The 16,152-nt window shown below is 41.6% G+C and carries 15 protein-coding genes and 2 pseudogenes; 8 read left to right on the top strand and 9 right to left on the bottom strand.

Going from position 1 to position 16,152, the window contains the following annotated elements:
- Window positions 1–87 precede the first annotated feature (87 nt).
- The 3 genes and pseudogenes from MICAI_RS27735 to MICAI_RS04365 form a co-directional block, all read right to left on the bottom strand.
- Window positions 88–153, bottom strand: a pseudogene (locus tag MICAI_RS27735) (restriction endonuclease subunit R); the annotation flags it as partial.
- A gap of 145 nt (window positions 154–298) precedes the next feature.
- Window positions 299–3,334, bottom strand: a complete 3,036-nt coding sequence (locus MICAI_RS04370) for an N-6 DNA methylase (RefSeq protein ID WP_008198317.1) — start codon at window positions 3,332–3,334, stop codon at window positions 299–301.
- A 423-nt stretch (window positions 3,335–3,757) separates the two neighbouring features.
- Window positions 3,758–4,192: a peroxiredoxin gene (locus MICAI_RS04365; protein ID WP_008198315.1), complete on the bottom strand. Its 435-nt coding sequence runs from the start codon at window positions 4,190–4,192 to the stop codon at window positions 3,758–3,760.
- 300 nt (window positions 4,193–4,492) lie between these two features.
- Between MICAI_RS04365 and MICAI_RS04360 the strand changes: the two genes are divergently transcribed.
- The 3 genes from MICAI_RS04360 (at window position 4,493) to pta (ending at window position 8,849) form a co-directional block, all read left to right on the top strand.
- Window positions 4,493–6,289 (top strand): N-acetylmuramoyl-L-alanine amidase, encoded by a 1,797-nt coding sequence (locus MICAI_RS04360; protein ID WP_008198312.1) that lies wholly within the window; start codon window positions 4,493–4,495, stop codon window positions 6,287–6,289.
- The gene (locus MICAI_RS25685; protein WP_149978263.1) at window positions 6,253–6,537 is read left to right on the top strand and encodes a hypothetical protein; all 285 of its coding nucleotides are present in this window, start codon (window positions 6,253–6,255) and stop codon (window positions 6,535–6,537) included. The genes MICAI_RS04360 and MICAI_RS25685 overlap by 37 nt, the downstream gene beginning before the upstream one ends.
- 215 nt (window positions 6,538–6,752) lie before the next feature.
- Window positions 6,753–8,849: a phosphate acetyltransferase gene (gene pta / locus MICAI_RS04355; protein WP_008198310.1), complete on the top strand. Its 2,097-nt coding sequence runs from the start codon at window positions 6,753–6,755 to the stop codon at window positions 8,847–8,849.
- Here pta and MICAI_RS04350 read toward each other — a convergent pair.
- Genes MICAI_RS04350 through MICAI_RS04335 form a run of 4 tightly spaced genes read right to left on the bottom strand, consistent with a single transcriptional unit; the run spans window position 8,831 to window position 9,804 of the window.
- Window positions 8,831–9,037, bottom strand: coding sequence for a PIN domain-containing protein (locus tag MICAI_RS04350; RefSeq protein WP_198285282.1), 207 nt, complete (start codon window positions 9,035–9,037; stop codon window positions 8,831–8,833). The two genes, pta and MICAI_RS04350, sit on opposite strands and share 19 nt — an antisense overlap.
- Window positions 9,037–9,279: a type II toxin-antitoxin system VapB family antitoxin gene (locus tag MICAI_RS04345; protein ID WP_002792732.1), complete on the bottom strand. Its 243-nt coding sequence runs from the start codon at window positions 9,277–9,279 to the stop codon at window positions 9,037–9,039. The genes MICAI_RS04350 and MICAI_RS04345 overlap by 1 nt, the downstream gene beginning before the upstream one ends.
- Before the next feature lie 32 nt (window positions 9,280–9,311).
- Entirely contained in the window at window positions 9,312–9,581 is a 270-nt protein-coding gene (locus tag MICAI_RS04340) for a type II toxin-antitoxin system RelE family toxin (RefSeq protein ID WP_039899589.1), read from the bottom strand.
- A 7-nt stretch (window positions 9,582–9,588) separates the two neighbouring features.
- On the bottom strand, window positions 9,589–9,804 hold the full coding sequence (locus tag MICAI_RS04335; RefSeq protein ID WP_008198305.1) for a hypothetical protein: 216 nt from the start codon (window positions 9,802–9,804) through the stop codon (window positions 9,589–9,591).
- A 212-nt stretch (window positions 9,805–10,016) separates the two neighbouring features.
- On the opposite strand from MICAI_RS04335, the gene MICAI_RS04330 reads away from it, so the two are divergent.
- The 5 genes from MICAI_RS04330 (at window position 10,017) to MICAI_RS04305 (ending at window position 14,777) form a co-directional block, all read left to right on the top strand.
- Window positions 10,017–11,885, top strand: a complete 1,869-nt coding sequence (locus MICAI_RS04330; protein WP_008198304.1) for a cation:proton antiporter — start codon at window positions 10,017–10,019, stop codon at window positions 11,883–11,885.
- A 108-nt stretch (window positions 11,886–11,993) separates the two neighbouring features.
- Window positions 11,994–12,248, top strand: coding sequence for a hypothetical protein (locus MICAI_RS04325; RefSeq protein WP_002761850.1), 255 nt, complete (start codon window positions 11,994–11,996; stop codon window positions 12,246–12,248).
- Window positions 12,241–12,543: a DUF3181 family protein gene (locus MICAI_RS04320; RefSeq protein WP_002761852.1), complete on the top strand. Its 303-nt coding sequence runs from the start codon at window positions 12,241–12,243 to the stop codon at window positions 12,541–12,543. Before MICAI_RS04325 ends, MICAI_RS04320 begins: the two co-directional genes overlap by 8 nt.
- Window positions 12,544–12,871: 328 nt before the next feature.
- The gene (gene ald, locus MICAI_RS04310; protein ID WP_008198294.1) at window positions 12,872–13,957 is read left to right on the top strand and encodes an alanine dehydrogenase; all 1,086 of its coding nucleotides are present in this window, start codon (window positions 12,872–12,874) and stop codon (window positions 13,955–13,957) included.
- 40 nt (window positions 13,958–13,997) lie between these two features.
- Complete coding sequence (locus tag MICAI_RS04305) at window positions 13,998–14,777, top strand: HNH endonuclease (RefSeq protein WP_008198292.1); 780 nt, start codon at window positions 13,998–14,000, stop codon at window positions 14,775–14,777.
- A gap of 125 nt (window positions 14,778–14,902) precedes the next feature.
- Here the strand turns inward: MICAI_RS04305 and MICAI_RS25680 are convergent.
- Window positions 14,903–15,241, bottom strand: a pseudogene (locus MICAI_RS25680) (XisI protein).
- Between the two features lie 125 nt (window positions 15,242–15,366).
- The coding region (locus MICAI_RS04295) for a bluetail domain-containing putative surface protein (RefSeq protein WP_198285281.1) at window positions 15,367–16,152 on the bottom strand (786 nt) is incomplete at its 5' end.

The raw sequence follows: 16,152 nt of genomic DNA, 5'->3' as shown, positions 1-16,152 counted from the left end.
GGGGGGATCGAACCTCAAATCCATTTTTAATTTAATTATAACCAGCTACTTATATTGTAAGCCATTAGTCGCTAATCACCAAACTTAGGGTTGTCTTTCTAAGCTATTGTAAGCATAAGTCAGTAATTGAGGTAATCCCTGACGGAATTCGATCTTTAAATAACCAGATTTAGTATTATTTTTAGTGGTTGTTTAAGGGTTTCTTTTATGAAGTTTGCATAATTTTTCCCTATTAAATTTGAATATTTAAGGTTTGGAGTTGTTGATTGATCTAATCAGTAACCTTGGTGGCATCGGTTTAAATCACTTTTTTAGCAAGTAAAAGTTCTTCTACTAATTTTTCCAACTCTTTCCCTTGGCTACTATTTCTTATATATTTTCTAATATCTTGACGAATATTAGCAAAATAAACATCTCTCAATTCAAGTTGAGAAATATCTTTTTCTAGGGCTTGACCAATTTGTGAGATTTTAAGATGCAATTGATCTTGAGGATTAAATTTAGGGATGTTAAGTTTCCAGACGTGCTTATGTATGTCTCTTTCATCCTTTCCATAGGACATTAAAGGACGAGTTTCTAAAGTTGTAATCTCTGCATTTAAGATTGCACATAAATAATAGGATTCTTCTAGTCCTTCAGTCGTTGCCCAATACAGTTTACTATCAATAATAGCTTGTCTATTGGATAATCTAGCCGCACAAATGTGCATTCCAGAAGAAGCATATAAAATTCTTTCTTTTGGTATGGGAAACTGCTGAGTCAGCTTGCCCATATAATCAATTTGTTCAAGTAAGGATAAGCGAGTGCTACTAGATTTGTTTGCTGTCCATATTTCTTCTGCTTTGCGCCACCAAGCACATAAGCCGGGATACAGATCAATGAATTCAGATTCTCCATCCATTAAGACTTTTCCATTCCAGGGAATAATTGCTAATTCGGGTTCTTGACAACGAAAAGGTAAAATAGATGCTCCTGTATATAAAGGTCTGATAAAATCACTTTCAATTGTTCCTTCTAAAGTAGGAAGATCTTTCCAGGGTTTTTTCTCATTAGCAGATCTTTTTGACTGAACTAACTTACGTCCAGAAGCTAAACCTAACGGACTAGATATTTTTTCTTCAACAGTTAAAAGCACTTTCGGAACTATTGTAGCTCCCTGTGAAAATTGGGAATGATAGGGAGAAATTTTATTTTCTGAGCCTATTTTTATTTCTTCTTTAGGGAATTTAAGTGATTTTTTAATCACGCTCCACGATGATTTAGGTTCGTTGATTTTTCCTGTCCAATATTCAGCAATCAAAGGCATTTTTACAGGTTTTTGAGATCTCTTACCAAAAATAACCGATGCACCTCTAGGAAAAAAATGGGGTCTTAGTCTTCGTAAATCCCAAGATTCTGCAAATTCAACGTATGTTGTTGCTCCTTTCCCTAGGCAATAATTCCCCTCTCGAAATCCTCCAAAATATTCTCTATCCGTTACTGAATTAGGCATCACAAAAGCAAACTTGCCACCTTCACCCAAATAAGTTTCAATAGTTTTAGCGACAAACAATGCTGAAAGATCTTGATGTGTGGCATTCTTTGCCCCATGCCAAAGTGAGCGCTCTTCACTCATTTCCTTAAATGATTGTTGCATCTCTTTAGGCATATTCCGATAAGAAAGCCAGGGCGGATTTCCAATTAGAATATCAACCCGATTTTGCGGCAAACTCAACCAAACAGGACGGACCAAATTACGCACATAATAGCTCCAAATATGATCCCGTCCGCTTTCATGGAGTTCACACATAACGGAAAATGTACTTTTAATCGTCTCATGAAACTTTTCAGGGATAGCTAATCGCCGAAATACCCCCGTTAAAGAAGGTATCGGTTTACTGTAATCTTTTTGAGTAGCTTTATCTGCTAATTCTTTTACAAGCTCATCAAAACTATGGGAACTTTTTAGAAGCTCATGGGGAAAACGTAACTCCGATTTAAATAACTGTCCTTCACTATCCGTTTCAATAATGACGTGATCTCTTGACCATAGATCATATTGCTTTTGTCGCCATTGCATAGAATCAGCCAAATAAACAGGAATATTAATTTCCCCTCTGCTTGGATTAGTCAAATTATCACGACCAATTGCCAAAAGATAAGTTACACGAGCTAACGTCACTGCGACTGGATGAATATCAAAGCCAATAACATTCCTTGCCAAAGTTTCAAGAGATTCACGCAGAGACAATTTCTCCTGCGCTGCTTTTTTAAAAAGATTTTTAACCGCATGAAACAAGAAAGTTCCAGAACCGCAAGACGGATCTAAAACACGCTTATTTAAGGGGTCTTTAATTGTTTTTTCAACAATAGCCTCCGCCAGCCAGTCTGGTGTGTAATACTCTCCTAATTGTTTTCTTAATTCCTGAGCAATGATTGATTCATATAAGACTTTCATAATGTCATAGGCCACTTCCCCCCAATTAAAACGAGAAATTTTACGAGCTAATGAACGAATAAAAATATCACCTTCCTCAACTTTTATCACCCAATCAAAAAAGTCGCTTTCAATTACGCCATAAATACCGCTAATCTCAAACTGAGAACCTGATAAAAGAGAAGCGGGCGATAAATCATTAACATTTAGACCTAAAACAGCATGAGCAATAATTTCAGATACATTCACCAGTAAGGTATGCTCAACGAATAATTCATCACTATCTTTGAATTGACTACCTAACGCTGTCGTCAAAAGTTTCGCCCATAATAGACGCTTCATTTTTACTGTAGGAAGCTCTTTGTTTTCCTCATACAAACTTAATAAAGTTGCATGATTAATGGCATAGGAAGAGCTTTCTACACCCAGCTTATTATTAATTTCTTCTGGAGTAGGAATAACGCCTTGCTTTGTTGCCAAAACACCATCTAACCAAGCAATTAATTTATCGGCATCGGGATTATTTGCATTTACTAAATGTTTAGAGACTTCAACAAAATCCTTTGATGGTTTGAGATGAAAACAGCGCCATTCCAAACCATCCGATAAAATACCAATATAGTTTTGTCCCGTTTGCTGCGTCCGAACTGCGACATAGCCCGATAATTGCTCTATCGCATCAGCGAGAATTTTTGCTTTCCGTAAATCTTTTTTGACTTCAATGACTACCGATCCTACTTCAACATCAATTCTACGGCGATCACCCAATTGAGATTCAAGTTTTACATCAAGATCTTCATCATCGAGATCTAGTGAAGCTTGAAGTAATAAATCCCTGATGCCAGCTTGTATATCGGCTTCAGTGCGCTTGGCTTCTCTATTGGCTAAGTTTTTGACAATTTCAATAACATTTGACATTTTAGTAAAAGCAAAAAATTAGATCGTAAGCCTTAAAAATATATTAATTTTTGATGACAAGGTAATCATTTCCCCACAAGATAAGTAGGTAGATGTTAAAAACCGTCAAATACCCTCCTTGTCAAGGGGGGATTAAGGAGAGCAGGGGGAGATGGAAGGCAAAATCTATCTTCTATTTAATTAGAACCACTTACTTAGAACACCGTTAATTATACTAGCCTTTTCACTTAAAACTGGGGAATATGATTAAAAAGATGACGCATGACCACAAACTCCCAACAAATAACCCTGACGCTCCACCGTCCTCACCTGAGCTTGTCAACCCTTTTTAGACGAAAGACTCACCACCAACTGCGGAAAGTGGGTATAAATATCGGGTGTATTAGGTTCCCCTAACACACCCAGAAAAGATTTTAGGAAAAATTAACCGACGACGCAGAGAATATCCGATGCGTGACTAGCGGTATTCACTTTTTCATCCACATGGCTAATTTTGCCTTCCGCATCGATGATATAGGTGACGCGCTTAGAATAGCCACCACCATCGACATCATAAGCTTTGGTGATAGCACCATCGGTATCTACGAGCAATTGGAAGGGTAAACCGTATTTTTCTTTAAATTGTGCATGGGAACCCTGGTCATCCCTGCTCACCCCGAAGACTACTATTTCCTTGTCTTGGTATTGTTCGTAGTTATCCCGGAAGCTTTGCGCTTGCTTGGTGCAGCCGGGGGTATCATCTTTGGGATAGAAGTATAAAACTACGACTTTACCTTGAAAATTCGACAGGGAAACGGTTTTTCCAGTATCGTCGGTGGTGGTAAAGTTCGGTGCGATTGTTCCAACGGTTAAAGCCATAACTCCGATTCCTTTACAAAAGTTAATCTATATTGATCATAAGGGATGAGGGTCACAAACAGGGTGTGGGAATTATGAATTATGAATTATGAATTATGAATTATGAATTATGAATTAGGGTGATGGGGTGATGGGGTGGTCACTGCGTGCGCGTTGCGGGGGGTGATGGGGAAGTGGGGGTTCGAGCATTTGTACTACTATTTTCCACAGGCAGTTTAAATGCAGTACAACTGAGAAGACCAACAACAAACCTCTAGAATTTGTCCTAGGATAATATTTGTCAGCTAAGAGGGTTATAATATGGGGCTATTCTGGTTAAAGGTGAGAACTTTTGGGCAAAATATCTTAATCGGTTTAGTTTTAGTGCTATTAATTGGTTTTTATCACAGCATCAGCGCTAAATCTGCTTCATTAATGATTGTTTATCCTCCCGATAATCATCAAACCACGGCATCGAGAATCTTTTTTATTGGTTCTGCTCCTCCATCGGGTCAAGTTTTGCTTAATAATCAACCGATTCAACGCAGTGCTAAAGGATATTTTGCCCCTAGTTTTCCCCTAGAAGTTGGCGAAAATAATTTCACTATTCGCTATCAAAACCAAACTATTAATCGTCAAATAATTCGTCTAGATACTCAAGCAATTATTCCTCAAGGATTAGCTTTTGCTGATAACTCTCTCAGTCCTTCTGTCAATAAGACGAGGTTAGTGGGGGAATGGATTTGTTTTAGTGCGATTGCCACTCCCCAAGCTCAGGTTTCTGTGCAGTTAGGAGATAAAATCTTACCTCTTTTACCCCAACCTCAAACCACAAAACTGCCTAGTAATGCCGCAGTTTTAACTAATCTTAATCAAGCGAATTCCGATGATAAAACTGGTTACTATCGAGGTTGTCAGCAGTTTAAGCAAGAGGCTAACTTAGGAAAACCTATTTTTACAGCACAATTAAATAATCGCTCGATTAGTCAACAAGGTCAAGGAGAAATTAACATTATTAGCGATCAAAATTTACCAGTGATTGAAATTATAGCAGCCCAAGGGGTAGCACGCACGGGGCCGGGTAGTGATTATTCCCGTTTAACTCCTTTACCCCAAGGTACGAAAGCGAGAGTCACTGGGAAAGAAGGGGATTGGTTACGGTTAGATTATGGTGGTTGGATTTTAGAGCGAGAAACCCGTTTAATAGTCAATGAGGTATTGGATAATGCTAATATTCGCGGTCTCTCTTCTCGCAGTATCAATCAAGCAACGGAAATTATTTTTCCCCTCTCCCATCCTGTACCCATCGCCGTGAGACAAGAGGATGATAAATTTATTTTGACGCTTTATAATACCATTGCCCAAACCGATACAATTTTTCTGGTGGATAATCCTTTTGTCAGACGTTTAGATTGGCGACAAATTAACCCGACTACGATAGAATACACTTTTAATCTTAATCAAAAACAACAGTGGGGTTATAGTCTTCGTTACCAGGAGACAAATTTAATCTTAACCCTGCGTCATCCCCCAGAAAAAAGAGCTAATTTACAGGGCAAAGTTATTTTATTAGATCCCGGACACGGAGGTAAAGAAACTGGTGCTGTCGGTCCGACGGGTTACACAGAAAAAGAGATTAATTTGGTTATGTCTAAATTAATTAAACGGGAGTTAGAAAAATTGGGGGCAACAGTTTATTTAACCAGAGAAACGGACATTGATTTATCCCTACCGGCACGGGTAGAGATGATTAATAATCTACAACCAACCCTAGCACTATCGGTTCACTATAATGCTTTACCCGATGATGGAGATGCCTTAAATACTCAAGGAATTGGCATATTTTGGTATCATCCCCAGGCAGCGGATTTATCGGTTTTTCTCCACGATTATTTAACCAAAAATCTTAACCGTCCTTCCTATGGAGTATTTTGGAATAATTTAGCTTTAACTCGTCCCTATAGTAGTCCTTCTTTGTTATTAGAGTTAGGATTTATGAGTAATCCTCAAGAATTTGAATGGATTACCGATACTCAGGCACAAAAACAATTAGCGCAAGTTTTAGCCGCCGGAATTAGCCAATGGTTTCAACAATCTGGGGTAATTGCTTCCAGTTAAAATTTAATAGCAATCGGAGGGAGATAAGCTTAAATCTTTATGAAAAAACAAGCCCTAAATGTAAAGCTGGTGATAGGATTTTCTGGAGTCTTTATTTTAATCCGAGGAAATTAAATCAAGTTCATGAAAAAAATGTTACCAGTGAACAGCCATCGGACAAAATAACTGCTAGATTACAAGGTATATTCCATCACTCTCTAGCAGATATTCAAACAGCGATCGCTCTGGGACAAAAATCTCTGGATTAGCCAACAAATAAAGATAGTTTACTGAAAATTTGCCAACAGTTCACACCCTTATAGACAACTTGATCGCTGCCCCCCTTATTAAGGGGGGATTAAGGGGGGATCAAAACCACCTTATTAAGGGGGGATCAAGGGGGGATTAAGGGGGGATCAATCGCTCACCTCAAGGTTGGGGTGGCCCAATTAAATCCCACTCCTGTTATTATTCTTCTCTACCTATGACTAACTCTTTATATATCAGCACGACGGCAACGGGAAGCGGTAAAGCGTTAGTCGCTTTAGGAATTATTGACTTAATTCTCCGCAAAACTAATAAAGTTGCTTTTTTCCAGCCAATTGTTCTCGACTGTTCCCAAGGTCATCGGGACGAAGACATTGACTTAATCCTCAATTATTTTAAATTAGAACAAACCTACGAAGAGGCATTCGGTTTATGTTACGACGAAGTGAAGGATTTATTGGTACACCAAAAATTTGATGAAATCATCGAAAGAATTATCAAAAAGTTTAAAAACTTAGAAAAAAAATATGATTTTATCCTCTGTGAAGGTTCCGATTATCTGCAAGAAAATTCCGCCTTTGAATTTGAACTAAATACAGAAATCGCCAAAAATCTCGGCCATCCCATCTTAATATTAGGTAATGCTCACCAGCGCAGTATCGAAGATGCCCTTAGTCCGATCCTGATTTCCTGCGACACCTACCAAGATAAAGGTTGTACGGTGATCGGAATTATTATCAATCAAGCTGAAGAGGAAAAAATAGAGGAATTACGGAAAAGCCTAACTAAAATTTTTCCCCCCCAAGAATATGCCCTAGGAGTGATTCCCCATAATGCTAAACTTAGCAGCCCGCGAGTATCAGAAATCGCCCAACAATTACAGGCAAAAGTTCTCTACGGACAGCACAGATTAGATAGTTTAGCTAGTAACTTTCTGGTGGTGGCCATGCAGATGCAAAATGCCCTAGAGCGGTTAAAAGAAGATAGTTTAATTATCACCCCTTGGGATCGCGGCGATGTGATTATCGGGATGTTACAGGCCCATCAATCGGCCAATTATCCCCAATTAGCCGGTATAGTTTTAACAGCAGGTCATAACCTCAATCCTTCGATCGCCCGTTTAATTGAAGGTTTGCCAGATCCCTTACCGATTCTCTCCGTCACCACCGATACCTACACCACGGCCGAACGCGTCCACAATGTGCGAACCACCCTAACCTCGACGGACTACGATAAAATTAACCTCAGTCTGCAGCTTTTTCACAGTAACATCAATCTCGATCGCCTAGAAGCGCAAATTCGCACTTTGCGGACCCAGGGGATTACCCCGAAGATGTTCACCTATAATCTCGTACAACAGGCCAAAGCGCAAAAACGTCACATCGTTTTGGCCGAAGGAACCGAACCGCGCATCCTCCAGGCGGCCACAGTTTTAATCGAACAGGATATCGTCGATTTAACCCTCTTGGGACAACCAGACGAGATTGCAATGGTGATTAAAAAACATGGTATCACTCTCGATCTCGATCGCCTGCAAATTATTGACCCCGTGGCTAGTCCCCATTTTGAAAGCTATGTGCAGACCCTCTACGAAGCGAGAAAAGCCAAGGGAATGAATCTCGACATGGCCCGGGATTATGCACAGGATGTCTCCTATTTTGGCACTTTAATGGTGTATCAGGGCGATGCTGATGGTATGGTATCGGGGGCAGTGCATACCACTCAACACACGATTCGGCCTGCACTCCAGATTATCAAAACTAAGCCCGATTGTGCGATCGTCTCCTCGGTCTTTTTTATGTGTCTAGAGGATCGAGTCTTGGTCTATGGGGATTGTGCAGTCAATCCTGACCCCAGTGCCGAGGAATTAGCCGAAATCGCCCTATCTTCTGCTGAAACTGCCCAAAAATTCGGAATTGAACCGCGAATCGCCCTGCTTTCCTATTCTTCGGGTCAATCGGGCCAGGGAGAAGACGTGGAAAAAGTACGACAAGCGACCAAAATCGCTAGGGAAAAACGCCCCGATTTGAAGCTAGAAGGGCCGATTCAGTACGATGCGGCCGTGGATAGGGAAGTAGCCGCCCAAAAAATGCCGGGGTCAGAGGTAGCGGGCCAAGCAACGGTGTTTATTTTTCCTGACCTGAATACAGGGAATAATACTTATAAAGCCGTGCAGCGGGAAACAAAAGCTTTAGCGATTGGTCCAATCCTACAGGGATTAAAAAAACCCGTCAATGATCTCAGTCGCGGTTGTACCGTTCCCGATATTATCAATACGGTGGTAATCACAGCCATTCAATCCCAATCTTTTTGAGTTATAGTTATTTCAGAACAGAGAGAGAGTTTACCAATTTTTACCTTGATCGATATTTCCCAAAAACTAGCAATACTTACAAAAACATTATCGGTATTTTCAAGACTATCTCGCAGCGAAACAGGCAAAATTGGGTCATCCTCAGCTAACCAGATAAAGACATGAGTATCTATTAAAGCACTCCTCATTACCTATAGTCCTCAAAGTCTTCTAAGGGAGCATCAAAGTCATTAGCTAAAGGTAAAACGAAAGTTCCTTTTATTGAACCAGCTAAAGTTCTTTTAACAGTTACAGATTCTTTTGCTGCTTGTTTATTTTCTTCTGTTTGGTCAGACTTAGTGAGCAAATATTCGGCATAATGTAAAAGTTCAGTTTTGAGAGCATCGGGCATATTCTCAACTATATTCTTAAGGGCTGAATCTATACTCATAATGGCTCACTTTTAGTTAAATTAATGAATATTTAGGGAAAGTAGCGATAAAATTCACGTCGGTGTAGGAGCCGCATTACCTCAATGTTATCATCAACAACGGCTATTCCTAATCGATATTCACCAAGCCGTATTCGGTAGCGATTGGTAGCTCCCTTCATTGGCTTGACATTACCAATATCCTGCAATGATTTGGCATTGGGTAAATCTCTAAAAGCAAGCTGTAAAATTTGCTCATAAACAGGCTGGTTTTTCAATGCCTTCAAATCTTTGAGAAATCTTTTTCGATATTGAACCTTCAAGGTAAATCTATTCCTCCAAATAAGCCAGTGCCTCTTCGATATCTAATAGTGGACTCTGCTGTGCCTCATCCATCGCTTGGTTAAGGCAGTAGTCTTCTATTGCTTCGGTGAACTCTTCACAAGACATATCTTCTTGGGGAAATACTTGTTTCCATAGTTCAATCGGAATAACAACGGCTTTGGGTTGTCCGTTTTGGTCAGTTAGGTATTCTATTGAAAGCATAAACAAGACTTGTCAAGTTTGATAAGTCTATGATATAGCACTACGCGATTACATTAGAAAACGGGTTTCTCAAAGAAACCCGTTTTCTGGAGCTTGTTATGCTTATTTCCTCCCGACCAGGCCGAAGCGGGAATCAAAACTATAATTAGAATGATTAAACCCCAACCATAACCCCGCCTCGATAACCGATAGCCGATAACCGATCGCTAAACATGGATCCATCTTTCGCCCTTACCCTGCAAATCGTCATCACTGTGGTGGCGGGGATTACAGCCCAAGTCATTGCCGAATACCTGAAAGTTCCCAGTATTGTCTTCCTGCTCATTTTTGGGATTGCTTTGGGGTCCGATGGTTGGGAAATTTTACACCCCCAAAGTCTGGGAATTGGCTTAGAAGTCCTTGTTGCCCTCTCTGTGGCGATTATCCTATTTGAAGGCGGTTTAAGCCTAAGCGGACGGGAATTAGGGCGAGTTTCTGGCAGTTTACGCAATCTTGTCACCCTCGGTACTTCCATCACTCTCATCGGTGGCGGTATGGCGGCCCACTGGTTGGGGGAATTTCCCTGGCCGATCGCTTTTCTTTACGCTTCTTTAGTGGTGGTAACCGGTCCGACGGTGATCGGGCCTTTGCTGAAGCAAATCGCCGTAGATCGGCGAGTAGCGACGCTTTTGGAAGGGGAAGGGGTATTAATCGACCCTGTGGGCGCAATTTTAGCCGTAGTGGTGCTAAATACGATTATTGATAGTCATGCCCGCCCCATGGCAATTATCACCGGTTTAACCCTGCGTTTAGGCATCGGGGCGGCGATCGGCATTGTCGGCGGGGGATTGTTAAGTTTTATTATAAAAACTTGCAATTTTTTGACTTTTGAGTTAAAGAATCTCGTGGTTTTAGCGGGAGTCTGGGGGTTATTTGGTTTATCACAATTTAGTCGCAGTGAATCGGGATTAATGGCGGTGGTAATGGCGGGAATTGTGCTAAAAGCGGCGGCAGTTCCCGATGAGCGGTTATTAAGGCGTTTTAAAGGTCAATTAACCACTCTTTGCGTGTCGGTACTGTTTATTTTACTAGCGGCGGATCTTTCGATCGCCAGTGTCATCGCTTTGGGTTGGGGCAGCGTCCTGACGGTGTTAGTCTTGATGCTGGTGGTACGTCCCCTAAGTGTGGCTCTGTGTACCCTAAAAAGTGACCTAAATTGGCGACATAAGTTATTTATCGCTTGGGTTGCCCCTAGGGGAATCGTTTCCGCCTCTGTAGCTTCTTTATTTGCCATTTTACTCACCCGTGCCGGTATTAATGGCGGTGAAGCGATCAAAGCTTTAGTCTTTTTAACAATTTTAATGACCGTTTTTATTCAGGGATTAACGGCGCGTTGGGTGGCAAAAGGGCTAAAAATCACTTCTTCTGCGGCAACAGGGGCAGTAATCGTCGGTTGTAATCCCCTAGGTCGCTTAATCGGCTGTTTATTCCAAGAACAAGGGGAAAACGTGGTTTTAATCGATACGGATGCCGCAGCCTGTCAGCAAGCAAAAGAAGACGGTTTGACGGTGCTGCAGAGTAGCGCACTTGATACAAAAATACTGCAAGAAGCGGGAATCGAATCCATGGGAACTTTTCTGGTTTTGACTAATAATAGCGAGGTTAATCTGGTTTTAGCCCAAAGAGCCAGCGAGGAATTTCATCCTCCCCGGTTGTTGGCTGCCTTTGCGGGAACCCCCAACCCAGATAAAAATAAGGTTAATCAGGTTTTTCTCCCTAGTTTTTCGGTCAAGGAATGGAATCAGTATTTAGACGATAATCAGATTAAATTGGGTAAAACTATCTTTAAGGCCGATGATTTGAGCGAACAACAGACCAGATTAACTAAATTAATCGAAAATGGCGAACTGCTGCCCCTACTATTGCGTCGTGATAATTCCCTACAGGTAGTCACAGAAAGGGAAGAATGGCGCACGGGAGACGAATTAATCTATATTCTGCGCGATTTACGCCCACAACTCCTTAAACGTCTTTCCGGCACTGTCAGAACCCGTTTATCTTTAGAAATCTTACCCGAAGTGGAAATTGCCACCAGTAGATAAGTAATAGGACAAAATTAACTTCTTGGTGAGGATAGGCACTCTGGCAACTTAACTTAGCTAAAAAAAACGGTACACTGATAACTGATAATTGATAAATGATCACTGCTTATGCCTCCTCGTTGGCCCCGTCAACCCGACCGCAAAAACGATCCCGCTTTCCGACGTTTAGATGATCGCATGAATTTCGCCGTTCATGTAGCGGGTTTTTTAGCGATTAATTCAGGGTTGTGGTTTTTTCATATCATTAAATTTTCCGATTGGACTTGGTTAAATCTGTTCACGGGAATTTGGGCTATTCTATTGGTGGGACATTTGATTTATATAGCGGCGATCGCTAACTACTCGGTAACATCCCATGGCTAATACAACTCAGGACATCGAAAATCTGGCGGCCCAAATCGGCGACAATATCTACATTGACGTGGCTAAATGGCATCTCTATCTCCGGGAAGCACATTTACACAGCGTCGTTGCCGAAAAAGTCTTCCCTTTGCTCGAAAACGACAGTTTAAGCGAGAATGCAGTCATGTCTATCCTGCGGGAGATAAAAGTCACCCTCGGAGGTGGTCATCTGCAAGTTTCTCTAGCGGATTTGTTACCCAGCAAATGTCAGATAGATTTAATCGATTTGCTGGAAGAATACCAAAAAAGTCGCTAAAATTCCCCAATAGTATGCCTGATAACTCGCAACTATAGGGTTGGCTGAATAAATCTAAAAACATTGTTCGATAAGTACTGGCCATTGGAGTGATCCGGGGGAAAATTCAGGGACTTTTCCCCTGAAAATGGCTAAAACCCTACACCCCACCTGCCCCCCCGATGTCGGGGGGGTTGGGGGGCCACTTCCCCACTTCCCCACTTCCCCACTTCCCCACACCCCACTTCCCCACTTCCCCACTTCCCCACACCCCACACCCCACACCCTACCCCCACCGAAAAACTTTTTCAGCATACCCTAGTTAGAAATAGTCCCCCAGAAGCAAACCATGGAAATAGGTGTTCCCAAAGAGATTAAAGATCAGGAGTTTCGCGTCGGTTTGAGTCCTAGTAGTGTGCGTGTACTCAATGATCGCGGTCACAGGGTATTTGTGGAAACGGCCGCCGGATTGGGTGCCGGATTCAGCGATGAGGATTACCAAAAAGCTGGGGCCAAAATTGTGGAAAAAGCAGCCCAAGTTTGGGATAAACCGCTAATTGTCAAGGTCAAAGAGCCGCTTAAGGCAGAATACGGCTTTTTAAATAAAGAAGCTCTCCTATTCACCTATTTACACCTAGCGGCCGAGCGCTATTTAACGGAAGCATTAATCGAGTCGGGAACAACTGCGATCGCATACGAGACGGTCGAGCTTGCCGATGGTCGCTTGCCTCTCTTAACTCCCATGAGTGTTATTGCCGGTCGTCTTTCGGTACAATTTGGGGCCCGCTATCTGGAAAAACAACAGGGAGGTAGGGGAGTTTTACTGGGGGGTTTCCCCGGGGTGAGTCCTGGAAAAGTGGTTATCCTTGGCGGTGGTGTGGTGGGTACGGAAGCGGCCAGAATTGCCATCGGTATGGGGGCAAAAGTAACTATTTTAGATATTAACGTCGAGCGCTTGGCCTATTTAGAGACTTTATTCGGTTCCAGGGTAGAATTGCTTTACAGTAGCCCGGCACAATTAGAAAATGTGGTTCCTAAGGCCGATTTATTGATTGGGGCAGTGCTAGTCTTAGGAAAACGAGCGCCGACTCTAGTTTCTCGCTCTTTAGTCGCCAAAATGAACCCTGGTTCTGTAATTGTCGATGTGGCAGTAGACCAAGGGGGCTGCGTGGAAACTCTGCGGGCCACTTCCCACAGTCAACCGACTTACTTGGAGTCGGGAGTAGTACATTATGGAGTGCCTAATATGCCTGGAGCAGTACCCTGGACGGCAACCCAAGCTTTAAATAATAGTACCCTACCCTACGTTATTAAATTAGCCGACCATGGGGTAAAAGCCTTGGATCAAGATGTTTCCCTCGCTAAGGGGTTAAATGTCGCCAATCATCGGTTAATTCATCCAGCAGTGCGCGAAGTTTTTCCCGATTTGATTTGAGCAGTAATTTAAGGGCTGATGGTGGTATTTTCTAGGGGTTATGAATAAGAATTTATGGACAAGGGATGAGCTGCTGATCGCTCTCAATTTATACTATAAATTTCCCTATGGACAATTCCACACCAATAATCCTATTATTATCGAAGTCGCTGAAAAGTTACAGCGAACACCATCGGCCCTGGTGATGAAATTATGTAATTTTGGTTCTCTCGATCCCAGGCATCAATTGCGAGGAGTACAGGGGTTAAAAGGTATCAGTAAAGCTGATCGGCAAATCTGGCAAGAGTTCGAGGATAACTGGACAGAATTAGCCCTAGAAAGTGAGGAAAAATTACAGGTTCTTTTAGGAGTTATCAACGAACAGCAAGAGGATTTTACTAGACATGATTTTTCGGAAAATATCAAAACAGAAAACGAGGCAATCAGAAAAGTTAGAATCGGACAAAACTTTTTTAGAAAGACAATTTTAGCCCTATATAACTATCGTTGCTGTATTACAGGAAATCCCATTCCTCTGTTACTAACAGCTAGTCATATATTACCCTGGAGTCAATTTCCCGAACAGCGTTTAAACCCTCATAATGGCCTGTGCCTAGCTCGTACTCATGATACTGCTTTCGATCGAGGTTTAATTAGTTTCGATGAGGATTTAAGATTAATTATTGGCCATGAGATCGAAAAAAAGGCTCAGGATCAAGGTAGCGAGACGTTAGAACTAAATTTTATCAACTATCGCGGTAAAACTTTAAATGTTCCCGATCGCTTTTTACCAGATTTAGATTTTTTAAACTATCATCGCTATCATATATTTCAGGGCTAAAAGTACGATAAGGTAAATTAAATTCTCAATTGCATTACTTTGTTTATAATTGAGTTTGTCTAAAACATTTTTGCAATTTCAGCTTGTGTATAAAGTTTGATGTATAGATTCAACATTTTTGGTCACTAAGCCACAGCAAATCCTGTATATTTGGGTACTTTAGGATAACGAAAACCCAGAACTATATCTTCTTTGGGAATACCTGCTTCCATCAAATCAGTCGCTATGCCTTCCTCCGTTTCATCACATTGAATCCAGACTTTATCGACAACCAAGCTAAGGTGAATTGGTGTTGCATGGAGATACTTATTACCACTTCAACCGAAATCTAAAACTAGATAATGTCCTCGTTCATCATCAAATATAACCTGAGAAGTGTAGCCATCAGGTAAGGTAGCACGATAGTTAGCATGATTCTGGAGAACAGTCTTAATAATACCTTGATATTTTAATCGGGTATCCATTGCACGATTACCTCACTTTCATCATCAAAGACAATTAGTTTCACAATCTGGTTCTTTAGCAATACCTGCCCTAATTCTATACTAAAAACACTGTTAAAAGGGGAGAATTAATCCCCCCCATCAATTTAGACAAAGAAACTATTGACCGCAATAGTGCCGAGCGCCGGTAAACTACCCGTTAACCCAGTAAGATTAATCACCAAATCATTAGCACTTTGGAAACCCCCCGTACCGTCGTTGATAATTAGGTAAGTAGAAGAACTATTGTCCCGTACTAAAACAGCACTGTTAATTCCGAGAGCTTGATTTCCGGCTGTTGCCCCATCAGCATCGGTAAAGACGTTAGTAACAATAGTGTTAATATTGGTCGTGGTGCTATCTGTTGCCCGGGTAAAAGCGACCGGGGCATTAATTGCCGCACCAGCTTGACTAAGCAGGTCAATTTTATCAGTATTGATGGCAAAATCCGTGATACGATCGCTTGCTGCTGCGGTGGACTGACTAAATTGGAAAATGAAGATGTCTGTCCCCGTCCCACCGGTTAAAGTATCGGTTCCAGCAGCACCATTGAGGGTATCGTTACCAGCGCCACCCACTAGAATATCATTACCTAAGCCACCAACTAGACTACTTGGGGAGGGATTACCAATCTGATTATCACCGTTAAAGTCTTGTTGGAAGTTGGTTTCTTGGGTAAAAGCTTCCAGGGAGTTTAATCCCCACCCTCCAGTGGAAGATTGCCAATTCCAATTGCTATCTAAATTCCATATATATAGAAGGTTTGGTGTGGTATTTCTCAAGAGGACTTGATTGACTCCATTAACGGTTTCTGCGGCTAAGATTTGCCAACCAGGGTAGGTATTTGTGGTAACCTGAGTGGCACGAACTTTAAGGGTGATGGGGTTATTATT

The organism is Microcystis sp. T1-4, from assembly GCF_000297435.1.
Classification (GTDB): domain Bacteria; phylum Cyanobacteriota; class Cyanobacteriia; order Cyanobacteriales; family Microcystaceae; genus Microcystis.
The sequence above is the reverse complement of the archived record's forward strand: the minus strand, read 5'-3'. Positions and strand labels throughout refer to the sequence as shown.

Coding starts and splice junctions, on each gene's coding strand:
- MICAI_RS04370 (WP_008198317.1), bottom strand. CDS start 3,334: ATGTCAAATGTTATTGAAATTGTCAAAAACTTAGCCAATAGAGAAGCC.
- MICAI_RS04330 (WP_008198304.1), top strand. CDS start 10,017: ATGGATCCATCTTTCGCCCTTACCCTGCAAATCGTCATCACTGTGGTG.
- MICAI_RS04335 (WP_008198305.1), bottom strand. CDS start 9,804: ATGCTTTCAATAGAATACCTAACTGACCAAAACGGACAACCCAAAGCC.
- MICAI_RS04365 (WP_008198315.1), bottom strand. CDS start 4,192: ATGGCTTTAACCGTTGGAACAATCGCACCGAACTTTACCACCACCGAC.
- ald (WP_008198294.1), top strand. CDS start 12,872: ATGGAAATAGGTGTTCCCAAAGAGATTAAAGATCAGGAGTTTCGCGTC.
- MICAI_RS04345 (WP_002792732.1), bottom strand. CDS start 9,279: ATGAGTATAGATTCAGCCCTTAAGAATATAGTTGAGAATATGCCCGAT.
- MICAI_RS04305 (WP_008198292.1), top strand. CDS start 13,998: ATGAATAAGAATTTATGGACAAGGGATGAGCTGCTGATCGCTCTCAAT.
- MICAI_RS25685 (WP_149978263.1), top strand. CDS start 6,253: ATGGTTTCAACAATCTGGGGTAATTGCTTCCAGTTAAAATTTAATAGC.
- MICAI_RS04350 (WP_198285282.1), bottom strand. CDS start 9,037: ATGAGGAGTGCTTTAATAGATACTCATGTCTTTATCTGGTTAGCTGAG.
- MICAI_RS04325 (WP_002761850.1), top strand. CDS start 11,994: ATGCCTCCTCGTTGGCCCCGTCAACCCGACCGCAAAAACGATCCCGCT.
- MICAI_RS04360 (WP_008198312.1), top strand. CDS start 4,493: ATGGGGCTATTCTGGTTAAAGGTGAGAACTTTTGGGCAAAATATCTTA.
- pta (WP_008198310.1), top strand. CDS start 6,753: ATGACTAACTCTTTATATATCAGCACGACGGCAACGGGAAGCGGTAAA.
- MICAI_RS04320 (WP_002761852.1), top strand. CDS start 12,241: ATGGCTAATACAACTCAGGACATCGAAAATCTGGCGGCCCAAATCGGC.